Genomic DNA, 25,382 nt, shown 5'->3' on the forward strand with positions numbered 1-25,382 from the left:
AGCCCCCGTACCCCATGCGCCACAAATACCTGCTCTCCGTTTTGCTCGCTGCCGGCCTGTCCTCGGCAGCCTTGGCCAACCCATACGAAACCACGCTGAAGAATGGCCTGCGCGTCATCGTCAAGGAAGACCGGCGTGCGCCGACTGCCGTCCAGATGGTCTGGTACCGCATCGGCAGCATGGACGAGGTCGACGGCCAGTCCGGAGTCGCCCACGTCCTCGAACACATGATGTTCAAAGGCACGCCAAGCGTCGGCCCCGGCGAGTTCAACAAGCGTGTCGCCGCTGCCGGCGGCAAGGACAATGCCTTCACCAGCCGCGATTACACAGCCTACTTCCAGCAGATTCCCAAGGAAAAGCTGGCCGATGTGATACAGCTCGAAGCGGACCGCATGCGCCATCTCAACGTCGACGCCAAGGAGTTCGAGCAGGAGATCAAGGTCGTCATGGAAGAGCGCCGCATGCGCACCGACGACAACCCGCAATCCAAGCTGTTCGAGCAGATGAACGCCGTCGCCTTCCAGGCCCACCCCTACCGCCGGCCAATCATCGGCTGGATGAACGACCTGGAAACGATGACCGCCGCCGACGCCAAGGCCTGGTACGACACCTGGTACGTCCCGAACAACGCCTACGTCGTGATCACCGGCGACGTCGACCACAAGGCCGTCTTCGCCCTGGCCGAACAGTATTACGGCCCGCTGGAAGGGCGCCCCCTGCCAGTGCGCCGCCAGCAGATCGAACCGAAGCAGGAAGGCCCCCGCCGCGTCACGGTCAAGGCCCCGGCCGAATTGCCTGTGCTGATCATGGGCTACAAGGCGCCCATCCTGCGCGACATCGAGAAAGACAGCGACCCCTACGCCCTGGAAATGCTCTCCGCCATTCTCGATGGTCATGATGCCGCCCGTTTCAACAAGAAGCTGGTGCGCGAGGACAAGGTCGCCCTGTCGGCGGGTATCGACTACGACAGCACGGCGCGCGGCCCCGGCATGCTCTACCTGCATGGCAGCCCATCGGAAGGCAAGACGGTGGCTGATCTGGAAGCCGCCCTGCGTGCCGAAATCGTCCGCGTCCAGCAGAATGGCGTCAGCGCCACCGAACTGAAGCGCGCCAAGGCCCAGTTGATCGCCAGCGAGGTGTACAAGAAGGATTCGATGTTCGGCCAGACCATGGAGATCGGCCAGATTGAATCGGCCGGCCTACCCTACCGCAAGCTGGACCGCATGCTCGAGAAGCTGCAGCAGGTCACTGCCGCACAAATTCAGGCCGTCGCCAAGAAATATTTCGACGACGATGCATTAACCGTCGGCATCCTCGACCCGCAACCGCTCGACGGCAAGCCACGCCGCCCGGCCGTCGCCACCCGCCACTGATGAAAATAGCCATGAAAAGACTGATCGCAGCAGCCTTCGCCCTCCTCGTCGCTCAAACCGCACTGGCCGGCGTCAAGATCGAACACTGGGTTTCGCCCTCCGGCGCCCACGTCTATTTCGTCGAAAGCCGCGTCCTGCCCATGCTCGACATACAGGTCGATTTCGCTGCCGGCTCGGCTTTCGATCCGCCAGGCAAATCCGGCCTCGCCGCCCTGACCCGGGCCACCCTCGACAACGGGGCCGGCAAGCTCGATGAAACAGCAATCGCCGAACAACTCGCCGACATCGGCGCCAACCTCGGCGGCAGCGCCGACACCGACCGTGCGGGTGTCTCGCTGCGTACCCTGTCAGCCCGTGACAAGCGCGATCCGGCACTCGACATCCTGAGGAGCGTCCTGCATGCGCCGCATTTCGACGCAGCCGTCTTCGAGCGCGAAAAAGCGCGCACTATCGCCGGCCTCAAGGAAGCAATGACACGCCCCGACAGCATCGCCGGCAAAGCCTTCTGGGCAGCCCTGTACCCCGACCACCCCTACGGCCGGCAGGCCACGCCGGAGAGTGTGTCCACGCTGAGCCGCGACGACATGGCGGCCTTCCACGCCCGCTACTACAACGCCACCAACGCCAGCATCACCTTGGTCGGCGACCTGTCGCGCCAGGAGGCCGAAACGATCGCCGAATCCATCACCGCTGGACTGCCCAAGGGCCAGGTGGCAGCCCAGCCCGCCCCCCCCGAACTCCCGAAGGGCGGCCAGATCAAGCTTGCCCACCCGGCCAGCCAAGCCCACGTCTATATTGGCCTGCCGGCCATCGAGCGTGGAAATCCCGACTTCTTCCCGCTGCTCGTCGGCAACTACACCCTCGGCGGCGGCGGCTTCGTCTCCCGCCTGATGAAGGAAGTCCGCGACAAGCGCGGCTACGCCTACAGCGTCTACAGCTATTTCGCCCCGATGCGGCAGACCGGCCCCTTCCAGATCGGCCTGCAGACCAAGCGCTCGCAAGCCGGGGATGCGATCAAGGTTTCCCGCGAAATCCTAGCGGACTTCCTGAAGAATGGCCCGAGCGAAGAGGAACTGGCCGCTGCCAAGGCGAACCTGATCGGCAGCTTCCCGCTGCGCCTCGACAGCAACAAGAAAATCCTCGACAACGTTGCCACCATCGGTTTCTTCGACCTGCCGCTCGATTATCTCGACCAGTACCAGGCCAAGGTTCAGGCGGTCACGGCCGAGGACGTAAAACAGGCCTTTGCCCGCCGCGTTCGACCAGAAAATCTGATCACCGTGACGGTAGCCGCCGATTGAACTCCGTCCGCATCGTTGGCGGTGAATTCCGCCGACGTGTTCTTCGCTTTCCGGACAGCATGGGATTGCGCCCGACACCGGACCGTGTCCGCGAAACGCTGTTCAACTGGCTGGGTCAGGATCTCGATGGCTGGCATTGCCTCGATCTTTTTGCCGGCAGCGGTGCCCTCGGCTTCGAAGCTGCCTCGCGCGGCGCGGTGCGGGTCGTCATGGTCGAGCAAATGCCGAAAGTACTCGCCGCGTTGCATGAAAACCACGAATTGCTCCATAAGCCGGGCGCGGTGGAGATCATTCGTGCGGATGCGCTACAATATTTGGCCTCGACGAAGGCAAAATTCGACCTCATTTTCCTCGATCCACCCTATAAAAAAGGCTGGATTGAACGCCTGGAGGCACTTCTTCCAGCCGTACTGAACGAAGATGCAGCAATCTACGTCGAAGCAGAACACGAAATAGAATCGCTTGGCGATTGGCGCACGGTGCGCCAGGGCAAGGCGGGGGAAGTCCACTTTCACTTGTTGCGGCGACAGACAACTTGAACAAACTTAACCATCGCGTTGCGATCTACCCCGGCACCTTCGACCCGATCACCCGCGGTCACGAAGACTTGGTCCGCCGCGCCGCCACATTGTTCGACCGACTCATCCTGGCCATCGCCGAAAGCCCCTCCAAGCAGCCGCGCTTCCCGCTCGCCGATCGTGTCCAGATGGCCCAGGAAATCCTGGGTGACCTGAAGAATGTCGAAATCGTCGGTTTCAACACGCTGCTAATGGATTTTGTGCACGAGATGAATGCCAAGGTCGTCGTTCGCGGCCTGCGTGCCGTATCCGACTTCGAATACGAATTCCAGATGGCGGGCATGAACCGCAGCGTCTATCCCGAGGTCGAAACCGTATTTCTGACCCCGGGCGAACAATACATGTTTATCTCCGCTACCATGGTGCGCGAAATTGCGCGCCTGGGCGGCGATGTCAGCAAATTTGTGCAACCTTGCGTAGAAAAGCGCCTACGGGCGAAAATTACCGCTTAACCGAGAGAGGAACAGCTATGTCTCTGATTATTACCGACGAGTGCATCAACTGCGACGTGTGCGAACCGGAGTGCCCAAACGAGGCGATCTCCCAGGGCGAAGAGATTTACCAAATCGACCCGAACAAGTGCACGGAATGCGTCGGTCACTACGATGAACCGCAGTGCGTTCAGGTCTGCCCTGTCGATTGTATCCCCAAGGACCCGAGCCACGTCGAAAACGAAGACCAGCTGTGGGCCAAGTACGAAAAGCTGACGGGCAACAAGCGCTCCTGAGCGACTGCCTGCTCCAATAAAAAACCCGCGACATTCGCGGGTTTTTTATTGGCTTTATCGGCGGGATGGCAAATCAGGCCGCACGCAATTCCCTGTCGCCGAGCGGCACCAGCATCTCCTGAACGCGGCCGATAATTTCCTCGAGTGCCGCGATCTGCTGCTTGAGGGTGGCCTCGACGCCTTCCAGTTCGGCAATGCGATCTTCCAGCGTATCGGTCGCCTGATGAATGCGCTTGATGCTTTCCAGACGGCGCTTCAGCTGAATCTGGTGTTCGCGAACCTGCGTCTCCATCGGCGCCATCACCGCACGCAACCAGACTTCGGCATCCCGGTTGGCATGCTCGAAGGCGCGACGCACCTGGACTGCGACTTCCTCGAAGAACTTCTGCGTAATGTTCTTCTTGTCGTGGGTCATCAGGCTGATCATCGTATTCAGATGATCGTTGCACCAGGCCTGCAGGCGATCCAGTTCCTTTTCGTAGCGCAACAGCGAAAAGCTGGTCGGCGAGCCGAGCTTCAGGCCATGCTCGACGGTGAATTTCTTGTAAACCGCCTCCATCATGGCCAGAATTTCACCAATTTCGTCGCTCGACTTGGTCAGCGCCTCGCGTGAGCGGGCAAAGAAATTGGCCATCGCGTCGGACAAGGTCTTCGAAAAAACCGCTTCGTCCATCGTCGATCGCGTTTCGTGCGTCAGTTGGCGCAGGACATCGAGCCCCAGATGACCGAACAAATTATTGGTCAGCGTGGAGAAGACGCTGCGCACGGCGTAATAGCGCTGCAGACCGGACTCGAACTCGTCCTTTTCGGCCCGCACCTTGCCCATCATGTATTCGACGACGCCCTTGTTCTTGCCGCGCAACTCGGTCAATTCAGTCAATTGCTCGCGCAAGCCATCCATCCGCGAATCGAGCAAACCGCGCACGCGGCGGCTGACATCGCCGAACTCACCTTCGGTACTGTCGCAAACGATGTCGCGCTTGGCCGGAATCAGTTCCTTGGACAGCGCCGCCTCCAGCAAAGGCAGACGGCTCTTTTCCAGCAAGGCGGCGTCGCCGTTGATCTTTGCAACCAGGCCTTTCTGGGCCGATACCGGGAATACCTGAGCGGCCGGCAACTCGAGGATGTCCGCGCTCGTCTCGACCTGACGCTGGATCTCGGCATCGATTTCGTCCTGCGTTTTCAGCTCATCCCACTGGCCATCGATCTTGTTCAGAACGACCATGCGACCACGCCGGGCCACCCCTCCGCCACAAATATGCTCACGCCAGATGGCCATATCCGACTGTGTCACCCCGCTGTCGGCAGCCAGGATGAAGAGGACGGCGTGCGCATTGGGGAGTAGCGACAAGGTGAGTTCCGGCTCGGCACCGATGGCATTCAGACCCGGCGTATCCAGAATGACCAGCCCCTGCTTGAGCAAGGGATGCGGGAAGTTGATCATGGCATGGCGCCAGCGCGGCACTTCGACGAGACCATCGTCGCCGACGGTGTACAGATCGACCTGACCTTCACCGACCGCAAATCCCAAACGCGTTGCCTCCGCCGGTGTCACCCGGGTTGTCTCGCTGACATGACGCAGAGCATCCTGCATCGCATCCGGCGAGTTGGTGTCGAGCGCCACCTGCGTCCATTCGTCGGGGAAACGCTTGTATTCACTGACACTGGAATTCGAGGAGCGCGTCTGGATCGGCAGCAACTCGATACACGGCAGCTTGTTTCCATCGAACAGGAGTTCGGTCGGACACATCGTGGTCCGGCCAGCCGACGACGGCAACATGCGGTTCCCGTAGTCGGCAAAGAAAATGGCGTTGATGAGCTCGGACTTGCCGCGCGAGAACTCGGCAACAAAGGCGACATTCAGGCGATCTTCACGCAGCCGCTCGAGCAACTGGGTCAGACGCAGGTCGCTCTGGGCGTCGGATAGTTCATTTTGGCCCAGCCAGCTCTGAAGTTCGCCAACATTGGCGGCAAGGCGCGAGCGCCAGGCAGAATAGGCGGCAAATTGATCAGCCAGCGACATAATTGCATTCCCGGGTGCTAACAGAATTCTCAATCTAGCATAAAAACAGAGGCTTGCAGAAGAGATTTAATGCTGACACCCCGGGCAGTAATAGGTACTGCGCCCGGCCTGGCGAACTTGTTTGACCACGCCGCCACACCGCAGGCAGGATTCGCCGGCGCGGTCGTAAACCCCGGCCTGAATCTGGAAACACCCGGCCCCGCCATCGCTATGCACATAATCCCGAATGCTGCTGCCGCCGGCGGCGATGGCGTCCGACAGCGTTTCGCGGATGGCCGGCACCAGGATTCCGTAGCGATCCCGGCTAATCCGGTTCGCTGCCCGCAAAGGCGAAATCCCGGCCCTGAAAAGGCTCTCCGAGGCATAGATGTTGCCAATTCCGACCACCAGATGGCTATCCATCAGGGCCGGTTTGATCGGACCACTACGGCGCGCCAGGGCGGCATGGAACCAGTCGACGGTAAACGCGTCGGACAGCGGTTCGAGCCCCTGCGAGGCCAGCAAGGGGTGCTGCTCGGCCTGGACAGGCGGCCCCGGTTGCCACAAAACGACTCCAAAGCGACGAGGATCAGCAAAACGCAGTATCTGGCCGGCAAGGACCAGATCGAAATGATCGTGCTTCTCCGGCGGCAGATCGTGCGGTACGAAGCGCAGGTTGCCCGACATGCCCAGATGGATGATCAGGCAGCCCTCGACACCGCGGCCTCGGCAATCAATCAGCAGGTACTTGGCGCGCCGCCGCACGGCAACAATCTCGCACCCCGGCAACAGATCGACCAGGAACCCGGGAATCTCGTGGCGCAACCTCGGCACCCGGATCACCACGCCCCGCACGACCTCCCCGACCAGTTCCGGCGCAATACCGCGACGACAGACTTCAACCTCCGGCAACTCCGGCATTGCTTGTTCCTCCGCGCAAACCCAAATAACATCGCAAAACTAATTGGATTCTATGCGTTCCAAGCACCAGATTCGCACCGCCCTCGACCGAAAGCCGTCCATGCCATCGAAGTTCCTCGTCGCCGCCCTCACCCTCGCACTGGGATTAACCCACAGCGGACTCGGCCTGGCAGCCGGCGACCCGCCCGCACGCTCAGGCAGCAAGCGAGCCGCCGCCCCCGCTTCGAGCGAGGATATCTTGGCCCGTACCGTCTTCCAGGCACTCGTCGGCGAATTCGCGCTGCAACGCGGCGACCCCAAGCTGGGCTCCGATGCTTGGGCCGACCTCGCCGTGCGCACGCGCGACCCCAAGGTCATCGCCCGGGCGACCGAGATCGCCGGTTTTGCACGCCAATACGACCGTGCGCTGGAGCTATCCAAACTCTGGCTCGAAATCGAGCCAGACTCGGCAAAGGCCCGCCAGACACAATCCTCGCTGCTGGTCATGGCCAACCGCCTCGACGACCTGGCACCGCAACTGGCGGCCCTACTCGAACAGGACAAACCGAACATCGGCAGTAACCTGCTGCACCTCAACCGCATGCTCGGCAAAATCACCGACAAGAAAGCCGTGCAGAGCCTGATCGATAAGGTCGCCGCCCCGTACGACCTGCTGCCGGAAGCGCACTTCGCCATGGCTCAGGCCGCTGCCAACGCCGGGGACAACCTGCGTGCGCTGATTGAAACCGAAAAATCGCTGCAGCTGCGCCCCGCCTGGGAAATGGCCGCCATTGCCCGCGCCCAGCTTCAGGCCAGACAATCTCCCAAAACTGCCATCGACAGTCTCGATGAATTCGTCGGTCGCAACCCGAACGCCAACGACGCCCGCCTGACCCTGGCTCGTCTCCTGATCAGCGAAAAACGCTACGACGAATCGCGTCATCATTTCGATCGCCTGATTGCCGCCAACCCTGACAATCCGGATGTGATCTACCCGGTTGCCATGCTCGCGCTGCAGCAAGGCGACACGACCACCGGCCGCAGCCAGCTGGAGCATCTGCTGCAAACCGATTTTCCGGACAAGAACACCATTCATTTCTTCCTGGGCCAACTGGATCAGGAACAGAAGAAGCCGGATGCCGCGCTCGCCCACTATCGCCAGGTAGCGGGCGGCGAACAATACGTCCCGGCCCGCTCGCGCGCCGCGCAGATTCTGATGCAGCAAGGCAAGCTCGACGAAGCGCGGTCCTTGCTGCGCGACACGCGTAGCGGCACGCCCGCCGAACGGACCCAGCTTGCGTTGGCCGAATCGCAACTACTGCGCGAAGCCGGACGCCACAACGATGCCTACATCGTTCTCGACCGGGCGCTGAGCGCCCAACCGAACGATATCGAGCTGCTCTACGAAGCCGCGCTGACGGCTGAACGGATCGGCAAACCCGAGCTGCTGGAAATGCACATCAAGCACCTGCTGACACTCAAGCCGGATCATGCCCACGCCCTGAACGCACTCGGCTATTCGCTGGCCGAGCGTAATCTCCGGCTTCCCGAAGCCTACGACTTGATCGCCAAGGCCCTCGCGCTGGCCCCCGAAGATCCGTTCATCATGGACAGCATGGGCTGGGTACTCTATCGCCAAGGCAAGCTCAACGAGGCTTTGCAGACGCTGGAGCGTGCCTACCGGATCAAGGCTGACCCGGAAATCGCCGCCCACCTGGGTGAAGTCCTGTGGACGCTGGAGCGCAAGGACGAGGCCCGGCGTATCCTGCGCGACGCCTACAAGGCCTATCCGGAGAATGAGGCACTGGCCGGTACCGTCAAGAAACTCTTGCCTTAACACCGGCCTTGATTCTCCGCTCCATCGCGATACTGGCCATCGGCCTGCTGGCCGGTTGCGCCGCGCTCCCTCCCGCCGCACCGCTTGCACGCGACAGCATCCGCGACTTTGCGCTGGAGGCGCGCTTTGCCCTGCGCGCCACCCCTTCCGGACAAGCGCCCCAGAGCGCCAACGGACGCCTGACCTGGGTCCATACAGAACAACGCGACCGCGTCCTGCTGGCCAGCCCGCTCGGTTACGGCCTGGCTGAAATCGATATCACCCCGCAGCGCGCCACCTTGCGCACAGGCGACGGCCAGGAGAGAGAATCAGCCGACCCTGAAGAGCTCATGATCGCGGCCACCGGCCTGCCACTACCGGTAGCGCGTCTGCCCGCCTGGCTACTCGGCCGCAGCGGTCACTCGGCCACCATCGAACCCGACGAACAGGGCCGCCCAGCCCGATTGAGCGAAGCCGGCTGGCAGGTGGATTACACCTACGACGACGAGCGCGCCACAGCCCTGCCCGCACGCTTGACCATCGTCCGCCCCGGCGAAGTCGAACTCAAACTGCGCATCGAGGACTGGAGAGAAACGCCATGAACCGCCGGACCTGGGACAGCGACTGGCCCGCCCCCGCCAAACTGAACCTCTTTCTGCACGTCGTCGGGCGGCGCGACGACGGCTACCACCTGCTGCAGACTGTCTTCCGCTTCATCGACCGCTACGATACGCTGCACTTCGATCCCCGTAGCGATGGGGATATCGTGCTCGCCAACCCCATTCCCGGCGTCCCGGCCGACGGCGACCTGACCGTACGCGCCGCGCGCTTGCTACAACAGGCCACCGGCTGCCGCCGGGGCGCCACCATCCACCTCGACAAGCAGTTGCCGATGGGCGGCGGGCTCGGCGGCGGCTCCTCCGACGCCGCCACCGTGCTGCTCGCCCTCAACCACCTGTGGCAGACCGGCCTCACCCGACCGCAACTCGAAAAGCTCGGCCTGACGCTGGGCGCCGACGTACCGGTCTTCGTGCATGGCCGTAACACCTTCGCCGAAGGCATCGGCGAAGCCTTCACCGATGTCACGCTACCGGCCGAAAGCTATCTGGTCGTACATCCGGAAGCACACGTTCCAACCGCCGCCATCTTCGGCGCTCCCGAGCTGAAGCGCGACACGCCGGCCATCCGCCCCGGAGACTGGCGCCACGGCAGCGGCCATAATGATCTCGAAGCCATCGCCTGCGCCAACTTCCCGCCGGTCGCCGCAGCCCTGGCCTGGCTCAAGACAATAAATCCGAACGCCATGATGACCGGCTCCGGCGCCTGCGTATTCGCCGGCTTTCCCCGGCGCAGCGCGGCAGAAGGCGCCCTGGAAGCCCTTCACGATGGCATGCGCGCCTGGGTTGCCGATGGACTTCCGGAACATCCGTTGGCAAAAATTCAATAAAAGGCTGGATTTCCGAAAACAGCTCCTGTATTATTCGCGCCTCGCTTGAACGCGAACCCGTTCGAGCGACCCGCTGGGGAGTCGCCAAGTTGGTCAAGGCACCGGATTTTGATTCCGGCATTCGAAGGTTCGAATCCTTCTTCCCCAGCCAAAGCTTCCTTCGGGCAGGTCACAAGCCTGCCCGATTTTCATTGTGGCGGGCGAATGCAATGCGCATGCACGAACCCGGAGGAATGTTGAAATGGCCTACAACAGCCTGATGGTCTTCACCGGCAACGCCAATCCCAAGCTGGCTGCCGACGTCGCTGAACAGCTCAATGTCGACCTGGGTCGTGCCAATGTCGGCCGCTTCTCCGACGGCGAAGTCTCCGTCGAACTCCAGGAACACGTCCGCGGCCGCGACATCTTCGTGCTGCAATCGACCTGCGCGCCGACCAACGATAACCTGATGGAACTGCTGGTCATCGTCGATTCGCTGAAACGCGCGTCGGCCGGCCGCATCACCGCCGCCATCCCGTATTTCGGCTATGCCCGCCAGGATCGCCGCTCGCGTTCCTCGCGCGTGCCCATCGCCGCCAAGCTGGTCGCCAACATGCTCGTCGCCTCCGGCGTCGACCGCGTGCTGACCATGGACCTGCACGCCGAACAGATCCAGGGCTTCTTCGACATTCCAGTCGACAACATCTACGCCCTGCCCATCCTGCTCGAAGACATCAAGAAGCAGAATTACGAAAACCCGATGGTCGTTTCGCCCGACCACGGCGGCGTCGTCCGCGCCCGCTCGCTGGCCAAGCGCCTCGAATGCGACCTGGCCATCATCGACAAGCGCCGCCCGAAGGCCAATGTTTCGGAAGTGATGAACATTATCGGCGAAGTTGAAGGCCGTACCTGCATCATCATGGACGACATGGTCGACACCGCCGGCACCCTGTGCAAGGCCGCCACCGCCCTCAAGGCCAACGGCGCCAAGCAGGTCGTCGCCTACTGCACCCACCCTGTCCTGTCCGGCCCGGCTGTCGAGCGCGTGAACACCTCCGACCTCGATGCCCTGGTTGTTACCGACACCATCCCGCTGCGTGACGATGCCGCCGCTTCGCCGCGCATTCGCCAGCTGTCGGTCGCCGGCATCATGGCCGAAACGATTCGCCGCATCAGCAACGACGACTCCGTTTCGTCGCTGTTCATCGACTAAGTTTTTTTTAACCTTCCCGTTCTGGTCGCGGATCGGGAAACATTCTGGAGTATCAACATGCAATTCGAAGTTATCGCCCAAGCGCGTTCGTTGCAGGGAACGGGTGCGAGCCGCCGCCTGCGTCGCGCTGGCACGGTGCCTGGCATCGTTTACGGTGGTGAGGCCGCCCCGGTCGCCATCGAAACCCACCACAACGACCTGCTGCTGAAGATGAAGAAGGAAGCCTTCCATTCTTCCATCATCAACCTCGTCATTGACGGCAAGAAGGAACAAGTCCTGCTGCGCGACTTCCAGACGCACGCCTACAAGCAGCTGATCCTGCACGTCGACTTCCAGCGCGTCGATGCCACCCACGAATTGCACATCAAGGTGCCGCTGCACTTCACCAACGAAGAAGCCGGCCCGGGCGTCAAGCTGAACGGTGGTCTGGTCAACCACGTCACCACCGAGCTGGATATCCACTGCCTGGCCAAGGATCTGCCGGAGTTCATCGAAGTTGATCTCGGCGCACTGAACGTCGGCGACAACATCCACGCTTCGCAAGTCAAGCTGCCCAAGGGCGTCAAGCTGGTTCAGCATGGCAGCGAAGACCCGATCGTGGTCAGCATCGTCGGCAAGGGCGGCGCCCAGGCCACCGAAGGCGAAGCGGCTGCCGAGTAATTCGGGCCCCTTCGTTGCAATTGGCCGCCGCAGGCATCTTGCCCCGGCGGCCTTTTCACAACTGCGCGCATGACCTCTCCCCGCCTCATCGTCGGCCTCGGCAACCCCGGGCCTGAATACGAAACCACCCGTCACAACGTCGGGTTCTGGTTCGTCGACCAATTGGCCGACAAGCTGAAGGTGTCGCTCGCCCCACAAGGCAAGTTCTACGGCAAGGCAGCCCGCGCCGGTGAACTCTGGTTGCTGCAGCCGACTACTTTCATGAATCGCTCCGGCCAGGCGGTAGCGGCATTGGCCAATTTCTACAAAATCGAACCTTCCGAGATTCTCGTCGTCCATGATGAGCTCGACCTGCCACCGGGCGGCATCCGCCTCAAGCAGGGCGGCGGCAATGGCGGCCACAACGGCCTGAAGGACATCCAGGCCAAGCTCGGCACACCGGATTTCTGGCGCCTGCGCCTGGGCATCGGCCATCCGCGCACCCTCGGTCTGGCCCAGCAGGTCGCCGATTTTGTATTGCACCAGCCGCGCAAGGAAGAATTGCCGGACATCGAACAGGCCCTGCACCGTTGCCAGCTGGCCTGGCCCAAACTCGCCGCCGGGGACTTTGCCGGCGCCCAGCAACAGTTGCACGGCAAAGCCGTCTAAGGAAAAACATGTCTCTGAAATGCGGTATCGTCGGCCTGCCCAATGTCGGCAAATCCACCCTCTTCAATGCCCTCACCAAGTCGGGCATTGCGGCTGAAAACTATCCCTTCTGCACCATTGAGCCGAACGTTGGCATCGTCGAAGTACCCGATCCGCGCCTCGCCAAGCTGTCCGAAATCGTCAAGCCGCAGAAGATCCAGCCGGCCATCGTCGAATTCGTCGACATCGCCGGCCTGGTCGCCGGCGCCTCCAAGGGCGAAGGCCTGGGCAACCAGTTCCTGGCCAACATCCGCGAGACCGACGCCATCGTGCATGTCGTGCGCTGTTTCGACGACCCGAACGTGATCCACGTGTCCGGCAGCGTCGATCCGCTGCGCGACATCGAGGTCATCGATACCGAACTCGCGCTGGCCGACATGGCCACTGTCGAAAAGGCGCTCAACCGCTACAAGCGGCCGGCCAACTCCGGCGACAAGGAAGCCAAGATCCTGGTCGCCGTACTCGAGAAATGTTTCGCCCAGCTCGACCAGGGCAAGGCCGTGCGCGGCCTCGACCTGTCGAAGGAAGAGTGGGCCAGCCTCAAGCCCTTCTGCCTGATCACCGCCAAGCCGGTGCTCTACGCCGCCAACGTGGCCGAAGACGGCTTCACCGACAATCCGCTGCTGGCCAAGGTGGAAGCCCACGCCGCCGAGGAAGGCTCGCAGGTCGTCGCCCTCTGCGCCTCGATCGAAGCGGAGATCGCCGACCTCGACGACGCCGACAAGGTCGACTTCCTGGAATCGATGGGCCTGCACGAAGCCGGCCTCGACCGCCTGATCCGCGCTGGCTACAAGCTGCTCGGCCTGCAGACCTACTTCACGGCGGGCGTCAAGGAAGTCCGTGCGTGGACCATCCACGCCGGCGACACCGCGCCGCAAGCGGCCGGCGTCATCCACACCGACTTCGAACGCGGCTTCATCCGCGCCCAGACCATCGCCTTCGACGACTTCATCACCTACAAAGGTGAAACGGGCGCCAAGGAAGCCGGAAAGATGCGCGCCGAAGGCAAGGAATATGTCGTCAAGGATGGCGACGTGCTCAATTTCCTGTTCAACGTCTAAGTTACTCGCCGTCGATGATGCCCTCGGAAAACCCGCCGCCGAACGATACCGACGACGGTTTTCCGCTGTCATCGGCCGTCTTGTGGCGTGCCTACGAGCAAAGCCACGAAGCGGTGCTCGTTTCCGACGGCGCAAACCGCATCATCGCGGTCAATGAAGCTTTCACGCGACTGACCGGTTACACCGCCGCCGAAGTGGTCGGCCGGAACCCCAGCATCCTGGCCTCCGGAAATGCCGCTCCGGAGTTCTATAACGCCATGTGGGAGAGCCTGTCCCAGTACGACACCTGGGAAGGCGAGATATGGGACCGACGCAAGGACGGCAGCATCTACCCCAAATGGCTATGCATCTCGGTCGTCCGCGATGACCGGGGGCTGATCAGCAACTACGTCGCCAACTTCACCGACATCAGCGCCAGCAAACAGGCGGCCGACCGCCTGGCTCAGCTCGCCTACCATGACGTCCTGACCCACCTGCCCAATCGCCTGGCCTTCGAATCCCAGCTCGCCCATGCCCTCCGCGTCTGCGAGCGGGAAGGCCGCCAGTTGGCCCTGATGTTGATCGACCTCGACAATTTCAAGAACATCAACGACACCCTGGGCCACCATACCGGCGATGAATTGTTGCAGCAGGTTGCCCGTCGCCTGCGCGAATCGGTACGCGCCAGCGATCTTGTCGCCCGCCTGGGAGGCGATGAGTTCGTCGTCGTCCTGCCCGAGATCGAAGGGCCGCAGACCGCAGCCCGCGTCGCCAACAAGATCCAGGTGGCCGTTGCCGAGAACTACTGGGTCGGTGAGCACCTGCTGTACACCACGCCGAGCATCGGCATCAGCCTCTACCCGGGCGACGGCAGCGATCCGGGCCTGCTGCTGCGCAACGCCGATTCGGCGATGTACCACGCCAAGAATGCCGGCCGGAACAACCATCAGTTCTACGCCTCGCGAATGAACGAAGCGGCCGGCGAACGCCTGCAGCTGGAAAACGAGCTTCGCCATGCGATCTCGACCATATCCCCTGAAAACTGCCAGTTTTCGCTGCATCTGCAACCGCAGATCGATACGGCAACCGAACGCGTCGTCGGCCTCGAGGCCTTGCTGCGCTGGAAGAATCCGACCTTCGGCATGGTCTCCCCCCTGCGCTTCATAACCATGGCCGAAGAAACCGGCCTGATCCAGCCGCTGGGCGACTGGGTGATCTGGGAAGCCTGCCGGCTCACGCGCCGACTACGCGAACATGGCATCAACGACGTTCGCCTGGCCATCAACATTTCGGCACAGCAACTTCGCCACGAAAACCTGCTGCTGCTCATCCAGGGCGCCCTGGCCTGCTATGAACTGAATCCGCGGGATATCGAACTCGAAATCACGGAAAGCACGGCCATGCAGAACCCGGAGATCACGCTGTCGATCCTCGACCAGCTATCCGCCATGGGCATCATGCTGGCCATCGACGACTTCGGTACCGGCTATTCGTCACTGGCCTACCTCAAGCACCTGCCGATCAATCGCCTGAAGCTCGACCGCTCATTCGTCACCGACATCGAAACAGACGTCAACGATGCGGCCATTTGTACCGCAACGATTGCCATGGGCCACAGCCTGGGCCTGGAACTCGTTGCCGAAGGCGTCGAGACCGAGGCCCAGCGCGACTTTCTGGCCCAGCTCGGCTGCGATGTCCTACAGGGCTACCTGTACAGCAAACCCATGCCCTTCGAGGACGTGGTTGTCTACCTGAAGGCACACCCCGAGATCATCGGATGACCTTGCGCCACTCGGCTTCGAAATAACGCACCAGAACCTGGTTGTTCAACTGGTTCACTTCGGCGGGAACCCGCCCCATATCCGCCGGAAAGACAAACAGCCCCGGAATGCTCTCCGGCGTCAGGTAACGCGTTTTGGGCGTCGCCACCGGCGCCGGAACAAAGGAATGGCGCCCGGCGATGATGTAGCCCCACTCGCCGAATGACGGCACCTGCGCATGGTAGGGCGCGGTCTTGAAGCCAACGTTTTCCAGCGTCGCCACCACGCACCAGAACGACTGCCGGGCATAGAGCGGCGATGTCGATTGGACCACCAGCAGACCGTTGGCCGACAGTCGCTTTTCAATCAACCGATAGAAGGCCGAGGTATAGAGCTTGCCGAGCGCGAAATTCGACGGATCGGGAAAGTCGATGACGATGAAATCGAAATACTCCCTGCTCTCCTCCAACCACTGCAGGGCATCGGCGTTGACGACCCTCACCCGATCCGCCTTCAGCGCCCCCTCGTTCAAGGCCACCAGCGCCGGAGCCGTCGAGAACAGCTCGGTCATGGCGGGATCGAGGTCGACCAGGGTGACCGACTCGACTGCCGGATACTTGAGGATTTCGCGCACCGCCAGCCCATCGCCGCCGCCCAGCACCAGTACGCGCCTCGCCCCGGGCAGGCTGGCCAGGCCAGGGTGGACCAGCGCCTCGTGATAGCGATATTCGTCGTGCGACGAAAACTGCAGGTTGTTGTTCAGGAACAAGCGCAGATCGTCGCGCCAACGGGTAACCACGATGCGCTGGTAGGGTGTCGATTCGGCATGAACGATTTCATCGGCATAGACATGCGCCTCGGCCAGACTCGTCAGCTGACCGGCTCCGGCAAAGCCGGCGAGCAGCAGGCCGAATACGCCCCAGCTCTGCACCAGCAGCGCGCGACGAGCCGGCAACTGCTCGCGGAACAGATGCAGCGCCCACAGCGCCACCGCCACATTGAGCACGCCGAAAAGCAATCCGGTGCGCACCATGCCCAAGTGCGGCGCCAGAATGAGCGGAAACAGGATGGACACCGCCAGCGCGCCGAGATAATCGAAGGTCAGCACCTGCGACACCAGATCCTTGAAAGCCAGCTCGCGCTTGAGTATGCGCATGACCAGCGGGATTTCGAGGCCGACCAGCACGCCGACGGCAAACACCACGAGGTAGAGCACCAGCTTGAACGGCGCCGAGAGCCAGGTGAACACCAGGAACAACCCGACCGCGGAAAAACCACCGAGCAGGCCGACCATCAACTCGATCTGGATGAAGCGGCCGATCAGGTCGCGGACAATGTACTTGGAGAGCCACGAACCGACACCCATGGCAAACAGGTAGGTACCGATCACCGTCGAGAACTGCATTACCGAATCGCCCAGCAGGTAGGACGACAGGGCACCGGCGATCAGCTCGTAGGCCAGCCCGCAGGAGGCAATGACGAAGACGGAAAAGAGGAGGGCGTGGCGCATCGGTTAGTGGTCCGCTTCGCAATTAACTGAATAGCGTGAAAGCGTAGGATTTGGGCCGCTGGCCAGGCGCGAACTGCAGCGATAGCCGGTGCTATCACGAGGATGAGCAACACCGCCAGCGGAGCAAAGACAAGCTTTCATATTCAGTTAATTGCGAAGCAGACCACCCGGATGCTAACCCGAAACGCATGGAACGTTGGAGGGGCGGTATGATCTGAAGAGAATCCGTCTTCTTGCTCAGCCCATGCCCATTCGTCGCCTGATCGCCGCCCTGCTGCTGACCGCCGCCGCTGCCGGCAGCCAGGGCACCGAATATGTCATCGACCCCGGCCACACCTATGCCAGTTTCGAGATCGACCACCTCGGCTTTTCGACACAGCGCGGACAATTCAACCGCAGCAGCGGAAGCGTCGAGTTCGACTCCGAACAAAAGACCGGCCGTATCGACGTGCATATCGACGCCGCATCGCTCGACACCGGACTGGGGGCACGCGACAGTGTGTTGCGTGGCGAGGCATGGTTCGATACGAAATCCTTCCCCGACATCCTGTTTCGCAGCCAGAAGCTGATCTTCGACGGCGAAAAACTCAGCGCCGTCGACGGCCAGTTGGTCATGCGCGGCGAAATCCGCCCGCTGCGCCTGGAAATCACTCGCTTCAAATGCGGCCTCAACCTGGCCAACCGCAAGCGCGGCTGCGGCGCCGATGCTCAGGGCAGCCTGAAGCGTTCCGACTTCGGCCTGAACAACGGCCTCCCTTTCATCGGCGACGAGGTCCGCCTGCGCATCCAGGTTGAAGCCTATCTGCCATGAATGCTCATCCCGTACTAAAGTCATGTGCTAACGCGCTGTTTCTGCGAAAATAGCTCCCCTTCTGCTGTCCCCCGGAATACCCCCATGCCCCCCCATCAAGCCATTGCCAGCACCGCCGAAATCGTCGCCGAGCTCAAAGCCGGCCGCATGGTCGTGCTGGTCGATGAAGAAGACCGCGAGAACGAAGGCGACCTCGTCATGGCCGCCGAGCACATCACGCCGGAAGCCATCAATTTCATGGCTAAGTACGGCCGCGGCCTGATCTGCCTGACCCTGACCGCCGAGCGCTGCAAGAAGCTGGGCCTGACCCAGATGGCGCGTAGCAACGGCACCGTCTACGGTACCGCCTTCACCGTCTCCATCGAAGCGGCCGAGGGCGTCACCACCGGCATTTCCGCCGCCGACCGCGCCAAAACCATCCAGGTCGCCGTGGCCAAGAACGCCGTCGCCGACGACATCGTGCAGCCCGGCCACGTCTTCCCGATCACCGCCCGCGAAGGCGGCGTGCTGGTCCGTGCCGGGCACACCGAAGCCGGCTGCGACCTGGCCGGCATGGCCGGCCTGGAGCCCGCCTCGGTCATCTGCGAAATCATGAACGACGACGGCACCATGGCCCGCCTGCCGGAACTGATCGAGTTCGCCAAGGAGCACGGCATCAAGATCGGCACCATCGCCGACCTGATTCACTACCGCGCTTCGTCGGAAACCCTGGTCAAGCGCGTCACCAGCAAGCCGATCGCCACCGCGCACGGCGAATTCACACTGCACGCCTTCGTCGACCAGGCCAGCGGCGCCACGCACCTGGCCTTGGTCAAGGGCGACATCCCGGCCGGCGGCGAAACCCTGGTCCGGGTGCATGAGCCGCTGTCGGTGCTCGATTTCCTCGACCCGGCCAGCAAGCGCCAGGCCTTCTCCATCGACCAGGCGCAAGCCGCGCTGGCCCGAAATGGTCACGGCGTCATCGTGCTGATGCACCGCCCGGAAGATGGCGAGGCCATCCTGACCCGCCTGACCGGCACCGCCCCGGCCACCCCGGCCAAGTGGGACCCGCGCAGCTACGGCATCGGTGCGCAGATCCTGCGCGACCTTGGCGTCACCAAGATGCGCCTGCTCTCCAGCCCGCGCAAGATGCCCTCCATGGCCGGCTTCGATCTCGAAGTGACCGGCTTCGTTTCCTCTCCTGCGGAGCTCTGAACCATGTCCCGCTTCGACAATGTTTTCGAATTCGACAGCAACCTGAACGGTGCCGGCCTCAAGGTCGGCGTCGTCATGTGCCGCTTCAACCTGCCGGTCTGCGAAGGCCTGCTTTCCTCCTGCATCGCCGAACTCAAGCGCCTCGGCGTGGCCGATGCCGACATGACCATCGCCACCGTGCCCGGCGCGCTGGAAGCCCCGCTGGTGCTGCAGACCATGGCGCAGAGCGGCAGCTTCGACGCGCTGGTGGCGCTGGGTGCCGTCATTCGCGGCGACACCTATCACTTCGAGATTGTCTCGAACGACGCCTGCCGCGCCATCATGGAAGTGCAACTGGATACCGGTGTCCCCATCGCCAACGGCATCCTGACCTGCGACACCGACGAGCAGGCCGAAGTCCGCATGCAGCCGAAGGGCACCGACTGTGCCCAGGCTGCCGTCGAAATGGCCAATTTGCAAAAGGCGCTGAACCAATGACCACCTTCCAGAGCGATAGCGAACATCCCAAAGACGTCAAGGCGCCGCCCAAGTCGGCCCGCCGCCGGGCCCGCGAATTCGTGCTGCAGGGCCTGTACCAGTGGCGTGTCGGCGGCGCCGACGAGGCCGCCATCGAAGCCTACGCGCCGGAAATGGAAGGCTTCGCCAAGGCCGACCGTGAATTCTTCGTCGGCACGCTGCGCGGCGTGATCGGCCAGCAGGAAAAGCTGGTCGAGCGGATTTCCGCCCACATCGACCGCCCCTTTGCAGAACTGTCGCCGGTCGAAGCCTGCGTCATGATGCTCGGCACCTTCGAGATGCAAAACCATCCGGAAACCCCGTACCGCGTCATCATCAACGAGGCCATCGAGCTGACCAAGGCCTTCGGCGGCACCGACGGCCACAAGTACGTCAATGGCGTGCTCGACAAAATCGCGGCCATCCTGCGCCCGGACGAGGTAGCCGCTCGCAAGCAAGCACGGAAGTAAGCCCATGGCCGGCGAGTTTGCGCTGATCGACAAATACTTCACCCGGCCCACCCCGTCGGCCGTTCTCGGCCCCGGCGACGACTGTGCGCTGCTCCAGCCAACACCGGGCAGGCAACTGGCGGTGACCACCGACATGCTGGTCGCCGGCACCCACTTCCTGCCTGATACCAACCCCAGAAACCTCGGCTGGAAGGCGCTCGCCGTCAACCTGTCCGACCTCGCCGCGATGGGCGCGACGCCGCGTTGGGTGACGCTGGCCGGCGCCCTGCCGGCCGTCGACGAAGCATGGATCGCCGCCTTCGCCGACGGTTTCTTCGCCTGTGCCCGGGAATATGGCGTCGACGTGATCGGCGGCGACACCACCAAGGGACCGCTCAACGTCTGCATTACCGCCCTGGGTGAAGTTGAACCAGGGCGCGCCCTGCGCCGTGATGGCGCCCAGGTCGGCGACCAGATCTGGGTTTCCGGTCGCCCCGGCCTCGCCGCGCTGGGCCTCGCCCACCTCCAGGGCAAGGTCGCTCTACCCGAGCCCTGGCCGCGCCTGTGCGTCGCCGCGCTGGAAAAACCGCGCCCCCGGGTCGCCCTCGGCCAAGCGCTGCTCGGCATCGCCAGCGCCGCCATCGATGTCTCCGACGGCCTGCTCGCCGATCTCGGCCATATCTGCGAACGCTCGGGCTGTGCCGCCGCCATCAAGCTGGTACAACTGCCGCACCTGCCCAAAGGCGAAACTTACGACGCCGACCTGCGTCGCATCGCACTGGAATGCCAGGTCGCCGGCGGCGACGATTACGAGCTGTGCTTCACCGCCCCCGGCGCGCTCAGCCTGGATATCGCCCGAATCGCCGCCCGCCTCGAACTGCCGCTCTGGCACATCGGCGAGATCGTCGCCGGGCCGGCCGGCGAAGTCACGGTCTACGACCCGGACGCCCAGCCGGTCAGCTTCGACCGCCACGGATACGACCACTTTGTCGCGTAAGCCGACTCTCGCCTTCCTGCTCGCCCATCCGGCGCATTTTTTCGCGCTCGGCTGCGGCAGCGGACTGGCCCCAAGGGCCCCGGGCACCTTCGGTACGCTGTTCGCGTGGCTGAGCTTCGCGCTGTTCCGCCCGCATTTCGAGGAACTACCGCTGCTCGGCCTGCTCCTTGCCGCCTACCTCGGCGGCATCTGGTTCATCGACGTCACCGGCAAGGCACTGGGCGACCCCGACCACGGCAGCATCGTCTGGGACGAAATCGTGCCCTTCTGGCTGGTCCTGCTGATGACGCCGGATACCTTCTTCTGGCAACTCGCCGCCTTCATGCTCTTCCGCTACTTCGACATCACCAAACCGCAGCCGGCGCGCTACTTCGACGAGCACGTCAAGAACGGGTTCGGCGTGATGGCCGACGACCTTGTTGCGGCCGGGTACACTTTGCTCACGCTGGCCCTGCTGAAAATCGTTTTTGCCTGACGCCCCGGTGGCGAAGGCATAAAATGGTGGGGCACAAACAGCTTGGAGCTTCATCATGAGTCACAAGCATGCCCATCTGATGCGCAGCATCTTCCAGGACCCACCCTCGGCGAACATCCACTGGCGCGAGATCGAATCCCTGCTCCACCACCTCGGCGCCGACATCGAACCAGCACACGGCGCCCGCTTCAAGATCACGCTGAACAAGGTCGAAGCCTTCCTGCACCACCCGCACAACAGCAACACCTGCAGCCGGACCGACATCAAGAGCATCCGTGAAGTCCTGACCCACGCCGGCGTAACGCTCTCGGCCTACGAGAGCGGCAACCTCTAGGATCAAGGGAATCCCCCCCGGAAAGCAAAACGGCACTTCATGACGAAGTGCCGTTTCGGAAATGCTTGGCGCGCCCAGCGCGATTCGAACGCACGACCCCTGCCTTCGGAGGGCAGTACTCTATCCAGCTGAGCTATGGGCGCTTGGGAGGGGAGCATTCTACCCGCTGTGATGCCGTGCGTCCATGGCGGCATCTTTCCGTACCCTCGATCCGATTGCGCAGGGCTTCAGAACAGGGACGCCTAGTCGAAGAAAGTGCGGGCGGCTTCGAAACGCTGGGCGTAATAGCTGTCGCTCAAGCGGTCGATACGCACCTTGCCGTTGGAGGACGGGGCATGGATGAAGCGCGTGTCGCCGATATAAATACCGACGTGGGAAAACGAGCGGTTCAAGGTATTGAAAAAGACAAGGTCGCCGGGGCGCAGGGAACGCCGATCCACCGGCTTGCTGTTGCGTGCGATGTCGGCCGCGCTGCCTTGAACTTTCAGCCCGGCGGCCTGCCCGTAGATGTAGCTAACCATGCCGCTGCAATCGAGCCCGGCTTCGGGATTCTTGCCACCAAAACGATAACCGGTATCGATCAGGCCCATGGCGTAGAAAACGATTTCGTTACCCTTTTCGCTGCCAGCACGGGCTACGGGCACCGTCAGGTCGCTCGATGCAGTCGAGCGCGGCTCGGGACCGCTGCAGGCGGCAAGCAGAACGAGGACGAGGCAGAGGGAAATGCGGGACGGCACAGGCATCAAGCTAAAGCCCTTTCTTGAAACAATCCATAACTTACCGTTTTTACTAATTTTTTCAAGGGGCAGCGCACAGATGACGATTCGGTTTGCAGGCTGATATCCGGTAAAGTTGCTTCCTTTCAGTGCTACCCGCCCCGCATGGCCAAAATCATCGTCATCGCCATTCTGCTGTTGATCGCTGCCGTGCTATGGCGCAATTGGAGTCGCCAACGCCGTGACATCTACATCGCTGCCTTTCCCTACCGGCGCATGCTCGACCAGCGCCTGGCAGCCAGACGCCCCGAACTGAGCGAAGCGCAGCGCGGCGAGGTCTTTGCCGCGCTGCTCGACTATTTCGCCATCTGCAACAAAGCCGGGCGCCGCATGGTGGCCATGCCATCCCAGGCCGCCGACGACGCCTGGCACGAATTCATCCTGTTCACGCGGCAATACGACAAATACTGCCGCCGCGCCTTTGGCCGTTTTCTGCACCACACACCGGCCGAAGCGATGAGTTCGTCCACGCAGGCGTCGCAAGGGCTTCGCCGGGCCTGGCGATTGGCTTGTCAACGCGAAGGCATCGATCCACGGAAGCCGGAACGGCTACCCCGATTATTCGCACTGGATGCCCGCCTCGGCATCGCCGGTGGTTTTGTGTACCAACTCGACTGCATGGCGGCACAGCAAGGCGGTGACGCTTCGGGCTACTGTGCGAGCCATATCGGCTGCGGCGGCGGCAGTGGAAGCGACGGCTGCTCGGGCGATGCGGGTAGCGGGTGCGGTGGCGGTTGTGGTGGCGGCGATTGACACCGGCCGGACTGGCGCAGCGAAAGTCTACTTGTGATAGCTGCGGCTGCTGCCCGAACCGCCGTGGCCGGAATTCGCCACGTTGTCGAACAGGCTCCAGCCCTGCTGCTGTGCGTAGGCGAACAGCAATACCGCAAAGATGCCGGCGATCAGGTTGAATTTGTCGAACATCAGTCGTCGTCTCCGCCCGAATCGTCACTGCCCGTCGGCGCATGGTCGCTTTCCGCCCAGCGCCGGGTTTCGAAAGCGGCGCGACGCAAGGTCGCGAATACCGGAAAAACCAGCAGGAACAGGGTCAGCAGCACGAAATTGGACCAGCCGGTGCGCGGGGTAAGGACCTCGACCTGATCACGCACGGCAACGTACTTGTCGGGCGCCATGTCCGGATCAAGCGTCAGATAGTAGGTTCCGGCCGGGATATTCAGGAATACGACTTCATCCTCCCGGCTCCCCTCGGTCCAACTTCCGTCGTCGTAGCCCCAGTAATAAGACAGCTCCCGCGCTGCCGGCCAGGCGGTGCCGGTGGACTTGTTGACCAGCAGCAAGTCGATGCCGATCCAGTTGTTATCAAGCGACGTGGATTGGCGGACGGCGATCTTGCGTGGCTTACCGCTGATCTCGAATTCGCGGGTTTGCACCTCTTCGTTGCTGCGCGGCTCGAAGGTGAAGTCCTGGCGCAACAACACCTTCTCGGTAGAGACGATCATGAAGAAGGCCTGCACCAGAATGGCCGCCAACAGGAGCTTGGCAAACAGCGACCAGATGCGCCGGGTCGTGTCAGCCCAGGGGTTGGGCTGGTTGGCAAAGACGCCGATGGGCTCCGGCAGGCTGCCGGCCAGGGCGAACGCCTCGGTGATCACGGCCGGCTCGACGTACCCTCCCTGCGACCAGCTCAAGTCCTTGCCGCTGCCCTCCCGCGACAGCATCAGGGGCGGCGCGACGAAGTCATCGACACGATTGGTTTCTCCCCGCCGGACCCGCCAGGTGAACTCGCCACAGACCTGGACCACCTCGGCCCGTGCGGTCGTCGCAAAATGCTTGAAATGCCGGCCACCGAAGCTGACTCCGGTGACCTCAAGCACCTTGGTCGTGGCCGGCGGCCTGGACAGCACATCGACGACATTCCAGTGCCCGTTGTATTCGGTCAGCCAGCGATAGGTTCCATTTTCGCCGGCCAACAGGTACTCACGCCACGTGTAACTGATGCCCGCTTCCACGCCGCGCTTGACGAGAAAACCGATCACTTCGACCGGCCTGCCCTCCAGACGCCCTTTGCTACCTAGCGGCAGGCGAGGGACATATTGCGCCTCGCGTATGGCCGCGGCCTTGGAGAGAACCTTGTAGTTCCGGTCGGCGGTATCGACCACGGTCCCGCAACTGGCACACCCGACGGCCACGATATCCTTGGAGCGCGCCTGCATCGGCACGCCGCAGCCTGGGCAACGGAACACCTGCACGGGGACCGGGGTAGGCTGGACAAACATCCCGTCGCGCAGGTTCGTCATGCCCAGCGACTTGAACTCGACAGCCTCGCCGACAAAGAGTAGAGGCGGCGTCTCGGAATAATCCAGGGTGGCGAAATGGCTTTCGTTGCGCAGATCGGCGGCGGCAACCGGATAGCCGGCACCGACCTTGAACGGCAGTTCGCCCTGCCCCGCCACGCACTCGGCATTTTCGAGATTGCTGACCGTCCAGGCCTGACTCGCCACCTGAAGCCGCTGACCGATTTTCAGATCGGAAAATGCCGGGATCGGCTCACTGACCGGCGCCATGAAAGTGAGCACATACTCGCCAGCGGCTTCCGACAGCCAGCCGGTTCGCATGTCGTCGAACAGCAGATGCCATTCGTTCCATGTACCCTGGCTGTACTTGACCTGGATGCGCCCGATCAGGGCGAAATGCACGCCCTTGTAGCGCCCTTCCGAACCCAACTGCAGCGGCGAGCGGTCCTCGACCAGCACCGCCATCTTGCCGATATCCTCCAGTTCCTGGTCATGGCGAACCAGCGTGCTCTGGCAATATTCGCAAACGGCAAACACCGACGACGCCGACTTGAATACAATCGGCGCGCCGCAGGATGGACAGGAGGCAGACAGGGCCATCGG

At 62.5% G+C, this 25,382-nt stretch carries 27 protein-coding genes and 2 tRNA genes; 22 read left to right on the forward strand and 7 right to left on the reverse strand.

All coding sequences use genetic code 11. The annotated features are described in order from the left end of the window. The first annotated feature begins 14 nt into the window (after positions 1-14). Genes AB6Q56_RS15575 through AB6Q56_RS15595 form a run of 5 tightly spaced genes read left to right on the forward strand, consistent with a single transcriptional unit; the run spans position 15 to position 3,979 of the window. Positions 15-1,373 (forward strand): M16 family metallopeptidase, encoded by a 1,359-nt coding sequence (locus tag AB6Q56_RS15575; protein WP_434513990.1) that lies wholly within the window; start codon positions 15-17, stop codon positions 1,371-1,373. An 11-nt stretch (positions 1,374-1,384) separates the two neighbouring features. Further along, positions 1,385-2,674: a M16 family metallopeptidase gene (locus AB6Q56_RS15580; protein WP_434513991.1), complete on the forward strand. Its 1,290-nt coding sequence runs from the start codon at positions 1,385-1,387 to the stop codon at positions 2,672-2,674. Beyond that, positions 2,671-3,213: a 16S rRNA (guanine(966)-N(2))-methyltransferase RsmD gene (gene rsmD / locus AB6Q56_RS15585; protein ID WP_434513992.1), complete on the forward strand. Its 543-nt coding sequence runs from the start codon at positions 2,671-2,673 to the stop codon at positions 3,211-3,213. Before AB6Q56_RS15580 ends, rsmD begins: the two co-directional genes overlap by 4 nt. Beyond that, positions 3,210-3,704 (forward strand): pantetheine-phosphate adenylyltransferase, encoded by a 495-nt coding sequence (gene coaD / locus AB6Q56_RS15590; RefSeq protein ID WP_434513993.1) that lies wholly within the window; start codon positions 3,210-3,212, stop codon positions 3,702-3,704. The genes rsmD and coaD overlap by 4 nt, the downstream gene beginning before the upstream one ends. Before the next feature lie 17 nt (positions 3,705-3,721). Further along, positions 3,722-3,979 (forward strand): YfhL family 4Fe-4S dicluster ferredoxin, encoded by a 258-nt coding sequence (locus tag AB6Q56_RS15595; RefSeq protein ID WP_434513994.1) that lies wholly within the window; start codon positions 3,722-3,724, stop codon positions 3,977-3,979. A 73-nt stretch (positions 3,980-4,052) separates the two neighbouring features. Here the strand turns inward: AB6Q56_RS15595 and AB6Q56_RS15600 are convergent, their stop codons facing one another. Further along, positions 4,053-6,002: a dynamin family protein gene (locus AB6Q56_RS15600; protein ID WP_434513995.1), complete on the reverse strand. Its 1,950-nt coding sequence runs from the start codon at positions 6,000-6,002 to the stop codon at positions 4,053-4,055. A gap of 66 nt (positions 6,003-6,068) precedes the next feature. Continuing rightward, positions 6,069-6,902, reverse strand: coding sequence for a bifunctional DNA-formamidopyrimidine glycosylase/DNA-(apurinic or apyrimidinic site) lyase (gene mutM / locus AB6Q56_RS15605; protein ID WP_434513996.1), 834 nt, complete (start codon positions 6,900-6,902; stop codon positions 6,069-6,071). 100 nt (positions 6,903-7,002) lie between these two features. Between mutM and AB6Q56_RS15610 the strand changes: the two genes are divergently transcribed. The 9 genes from AB6Q56_RS15610 (at position 7,003) to AB6Q56_RS15650 (ending at position 15,504) form a co-directional block, all read left to right on the forward strand. Further along, positions 7,003-8,718 carry a tetratricopeptide repeat protein gene (locus AB6Q56_RS15610; protein ID WP_434513997.1) on the forward strand — a complete coding sequence of 572 codons (1,716 nt, stop codon included), beginning with the start codon at positions 7,003-7,005 and terminating at the stop codon, positions 8,716-8,718. Between the two features lie 8 nt (positions 8,719-8,726). Beyond that, a complete protein-coding gene (gene lolB / locus AB6Q56_RS15615; RefSeq protein WP_434513998.1) occupies positions 8,727-9,299 on the forward strand; it encodes a lipoprotein insertase outer membrane protein LolB in 573 nt (190 codons plus the stop codon). Then, the gene (ispE, locus tag AB6Q56_RS15620) at positions 9,296-10,144 is read left to right on the forward strand and encodes a 4-(cytidine 5'-diphospho)-2-C-methyl-D-erythritol kinase (protein WP_434513999.1); all 849 of its coding nucleotides are present in this window, start codon (positions 9,296-9,298) and stop codon (positions 10,142-10,144) included. The genes lolB and ispE overlap by 4 nt, the downstream gene beginning before the upstream one ends. A 74-nt stretch (positions 10,145-10,218) precedes the next feature. Then, positions 10,219-10,295 (forward strand) — tRNA-Gln (locus tag AB6Q56_RS15625). A gap of 90 nt (positions 10,296-10,385) precedes the next feature. After that, the gene (locus AB6Q56_RS15630) at positions 10,386-11,336 is read left to right on the forward strand and encodes a ribose-phosphate pyrophosphokinase (RefSeq protein ID WP_434514000.1); all 951 of its coding nucleotides are present in this window, start codon (positions 10,386-10,388) and stop codon (positions 11,334-11,336) included. A gap of 57 nt (positions 11,337-11,393) precedes the next feature. Then, positions 11,394-11,996, forward strand: coding sequence for a 50S ribosomal protein L25/general stress protein Ctc (locus AB6Q56_RS15635; RefSeq protein ID WP_434514001.1), 603 nt, complete (start codon positions 11,394-11,396; stop codon positions 11,994-11,996). Between the two features lie 69 nt (positions 11,997-12,065). Next, on the forward strand, positions 12,066-12,644 hold the full coding sequence (pth, locus tag AB6Q56_RS15640) for an aminoacyl-tRNA hydrolase (protein WP_434514002.1): 579 nt from the start codon (positions 12,066-12,068) through the stop codon (positions 12,642-12,644). An 8-nt stretch (positions 12,645-12,652) separates the two neighbouring features. Beyond that, positions 12,653-13,744 carry a redox-regulated ATPase YchF gene (ychF, locus tag AB6Q56_RS15645; protein ID WP_434514003.1) on the forward strand — a complete coding sequence of 364 codons (1,092 nt, stop codon included), beginning with the start codon at positions 12,653-12,655 and terminating at the stop codon, positions 13,742-13,744. A gap of 14 nt (positions 13,745-13,758) precedes the next feature. Further along, the gene (locus AB6Q56_RS15650) at positions 13,759-15,504 is read left to right on the forward strand and encodes a putative bifunctional diguanylate cyclase/phosphodiesterase (protein WP_434514004.1); all 1,746 of its coding nucleotides are present in this window, start codon (positions 13,759-13,761) and stop codon (positions 15,502-15,504) included. Here the strand turns inward: AB6Q56_RS15650 and AB6Q56_RS15655 are convergent. Continuing rightward, entirely contained in the window at positions 15,494-16,993 is a 1,500-nt protein-coding gene (locus AB6Q56_RS15655) for a polyamine aminopropyltransferase (protein ID WP_434514005.1), read from the reverse strand. The genes AB6Q56_RS15650 and AB6Q56_RS15655 overlap by 11 nt on opposite strands. Positions 16,994-17,237: 244 nt before the next feature. Here AB6Q56_RS15655 and AB6Q56_RS15660 point away from each other — a divergent pair, with 244 nt between their 5' ends. The 7 genes from AB6Q56_RS15660 to AB6Q56_RS15690 all read left to right on the forward strand — a co-directional run bounded on the left by AB6Q56_RS15660 (position 17,238) and on the right by AB6Q56_RS15690 (position 21,748). Further along, the gene (locus AB6Q56_RS15660) at positions 17,238-17,804 is read left to right on the forward strand and encodes a YceI family protein (protein ID WP_434514006.1); all 567 of its coding nucleotides are present in this window, start codon (positions 17,238-17,240) and stop codon (positions 17,802-17,804) included. 84 nt (positions 17,805-17,888) lie between these two features. Then, entirely contained in the window at positions 17,889-18,998 is a 1,110-nt protein-coding gene (ribBA, locus tag AB6Q56_RS15665; RefSeq protein ID WP_434514007.1) for a bifunctional 3,4-dihydroxy-2-butanone-4-phosphate synthase/GTP cyclohydrolase II, read from the forward strand. Between the two features lie 3 nt (positions 18,999-19,001). Beyond that, positions 19,002-19,475 (forward strand): 6,7-dimethyl-8-ribityllumazine synthase, encoded by a 474-nt coding sequence (gene ribH, locus AB6Q56_RS15670; RefSeq protein ID WP_434514008.1) that lies wholly within the window; start codon positions 19,002-19,004, stop codon positions 19,473-19,475. After that, positions 19,472-19,963, forward strand: a complete 492-nt coding sequence (nusB, locus tag AB6Q56_RS15675; RefSeq protein WP_434514009.1) for a transcription antitermination factor NusB — start codon at positions 19,472-19,474, stop codon at positions 19,961-19,963. Before ribH ends, nusB begins: the two co-directional genes overlap by 4 nt. Positions 19,964-19,967: 4 nt before the next feature. Then, positions 19,968-20,939 (forward strand): thiamine-phosphate kinase, encoded by a 972-nt coding sequence (gene thiL, locus AB6Q56_RS15680; protein ID WP_434514010.1) that lies wholly within the window; start codon positions 19,968-19,970, stop codon positions 20,937-20,939. After that, on the forward strand, positions 20,929-21,414 hold the full coding sequence (locus AB6Q56_RS15685) for a phosphatidylglycerophosphatase A family protein (protein ID WP_434514011.1): 486 nt from the start codon (positions 20,929-20,931) through the stop codon (positions 21,412-21,414). Before thiL ends, AB6Q56_RS15685 begins: the two co-directional genes overlap by 11 nt. 55 nt (positions 21,415-21,469) lie before the next feature. Beyond that, complete coding sequence (locus AB6Q56_RS15690; protein ID WP_434514012.1) at positions 21,470-21,748, forward strand: type II toxin-antitoxin system HicA family toxin; 279 nt, start codon at positions 21,470-21,472, stop codon at positions 21,746-21,748. 66 nt (positions 21,749-21,814) lie between these two features. On the opposite strand, the gene AB6Q56_RS15695 is transcribed toward AB6Q56_RS15690, so the two are convergent. Together AB6Q56_RS15695 and AB6Q56_RS15700 are read right to left on the reverse strand one after the other, a co-directional pair. Next, positions 21,815-21,891: transfer RNA gene (locus tag AB6Q56_RS15695), tRNA-Arg, on the reverse strand. 99 nt (positions 21,892-21,990) lie between these two features. Then, a complete protein-coding gene (locus AB6Q56_RS15700; RefSeq protein ID WP_434514013.1) occupies positions 21,991-22,491 on the reverse strand; it encodes a C40 family peptidase in 501 nt (166 codons plus the stop codon). 138 nt (positions 22,492-22,629) lie between these two features. Here AB6Q56_RS15700 and AB6Q56_RS15705 point away from each other — a divergent pair, with 138 nt between their 5' ends. Further along, positions 22,630-23,277, forward strand: coding sequence for a glycine-rich domain-containing protein (locus AB6Q56_RS15705; RefSeq protein WP_434514014.1), 648 nt, complete (start codon positions 22,630-22,632; stop codon positions 23,275-23,277). Between the two features lie 27 nt (positions 23,278-23,304). Here AB6Q56_RS15705 and AB6Q56_RS15710 read toward each other — a convergent pair whose 3' ends face one another. Then, positions 23,305-23,448: a hypothetical protein gene (locus AB6Q56_RS15710; RefSeq protein ID WP_434514015.1), complete on the reverse strand. Its 144-nt coding sequence runs from the start codon at positions 23,446-23,448 to the stop codon at positions 23,305-23,307. Beyond that, positions 23,448-25,379 carry a DUF4178 domain-containing protein gene (locus AB6Q56_RS15715; RefSeq protein WP_434514016.1) on the reverse strand — a complete coding sequence of 644 codons (1,932 nt, stop codon included), beginning with the start codon at positions 25,377-25,379 and terminating at the stop codon, positions 23,448-23,450. Before AB6Q56_RS15715 ends, AB6Q56_RS15710 begins: the two co-directional genes overlap by 1 nt. Positions 25,380-25,382 lie beyond the last annotated feature (3 nt).

This window comes from Dechloromonas sp. ARDL1 (assembly GCF_051122455.1).
GTDB lineage: Bacteria > Pseudomonadota > Gammaproteobacteria > Burkholderiales > Rhodocyclaceae > Azonexus.

Coding starts and splice junctions, on each gene's coding strand:
- AB6Q56_RS15710 (WP_434514015.1), bottom strand. CDS start 23,448: ATGTTCGACAAATTCAACCTGATCGCCGGCATCTTTGCGGTATTGCTG.
- AB6Q56_RS15705 (WP_434514014.1), top strand. CDS start 22,630: ATGGCCAAAATCATCGTCATCGCCATTCTGCTGTTGATCGCTGCCGTG.
- ribH (WP_434514008.1), top strand. CDS start 19,002: ATGTCCCGCTTCGACAATGTTTTCGAATTCGACAGCAACCTGAACGGT.
- AB6Q56_RS15700 (WP_434514013.1), bottom strand. CDS start 22,491: ATGCCTGTGCCGTCCCGCATTTCCCTCTGCCTCGTCCTCGTTCTGCTT.
- AB6Q56_RS15575 (WP_434513990.1), top strand. CDS start 15: ATGCGCCACAAATACCTGCTCTCCGTTTTGCTCGCTGCCGGCCTGTCC.
- AB6Q56_RS15635 (WP_434514001.1), top strand. CDS start 11,394: ATGCAATTCGAAGTTATCGCCCAAGCGCGTTCGTTGCAGGGAACGGGT.
- AB6Q56_RS15580 (WP_434513991.1), top strand. CDS start 1,385: ATGAAAAGACTGATCGCAGCAGCCTTCGCCCTCCTCGTCGCTCAAACC.
- ychF (WP_434514003.1), top strand. CDS start 12,653: ATGTCTCTGAAATGCGGTATCGTCGGCCTGCCCAATGTCGGCAAATCC.
- AB6Q56_RS15655 (WP_434514005.1), bottom strand. CDS start 16,993: ATGCGCCACGCCCTCCTCTTTTCCGTCTTCGTCATTGCCTCCTGCGGG.
- ispE (WP_434513999.1), top strand. CDS start 9,296: ATGAACCGCCGGACCTGGGACAGCGACTGGCCCGCCCCCGCCAAACTG.
- AB6Q56_RS15610 (WP_434513997.1), top strand. CDS start 7,003: ATGCCATCGAAGTTCCTCGTCGCCGCCCTCACCCTCGCACTGGGATTA.
- pth (WP_434514002.1), top strand. CDS start 12,066: ATGACCTCTCCCCGCCTCATCGTCGGCCTCGGCAACCCCGGGCCTGAA.
- thiL (WP_434514010.1), top strand. CDS start 19,968: ATGGCCGGCGAGTTTGCGCTGATCGACAAATACTTCACCCGGCCCACC.
- AB6Q56_RS15595 (WP_434513994.1), top strand. CDS start 3,722: ATGTCTCTGATTATTACCGACGAGTGCATCAACTGCGACGTGTGCGAA.
- ribBA (WP_434514007.1), top strand. CDS start 17,889: ATGCCCCCCCATCAAGCCATTGCCAGCACCGCCGAAATCGTCGCCGAG.
- AB6Q56_RS15630 (WP_434514000.1), top strand. CDS start 10,386: ATGGCCTACAACAGCCTGATGGTCTTCACCGGCAACGCCAATCCCAAG.
- AB6Q56_RS15690 (WP_434514012.1), top strand. CDS start 21,470: ATGAGTCACAAGCATGCCCATCTGATGCGCAGCATCTTCCAGGACCCA.
- nusB (WP_434514009.1), top strand. CDS start 19,472: ATGACCACCTTCCAGAGCGATAGCGAACATCCCAAAGACGTCAAGGCG.
- AB6Q56_RS15650 (WP_434514004.1), top strand. CDS start 13,759: ATGATGCCCTCGGAAAACCCGCCGCCGAACGATACCGACGACGGTTTT.
- AB6Q56_RS15660 (WP_434514006.1), top strand. CDS start 17,238: ATGCCCATTCGTCGCCTGATCGCCGCCCTGCTGCTGACCGCCGCCGCT.
- mutM (WP_434513996.1), bottom strand. CDS start 6,902: ATGCCGGAGTTGCCGGAGGTTGAAGTCTGTCGTCGCGGTATTGCGCCG.
- AB6Q56_RS15600 (WP_434513995.1), bottom strand. CDS start 6,002: ATGTCGCTGGCTGATCAATTTGCCGCCTATTCTGCCTGGCGCTCGCGC.
- AB6Q56_RS15715 (WP_434514016.1), bottom strand. CDS start 25,379: ATGGCCCTGTCTGCCTCCTGTCCATCCTGCGGCGCGCCGATTGTATTC.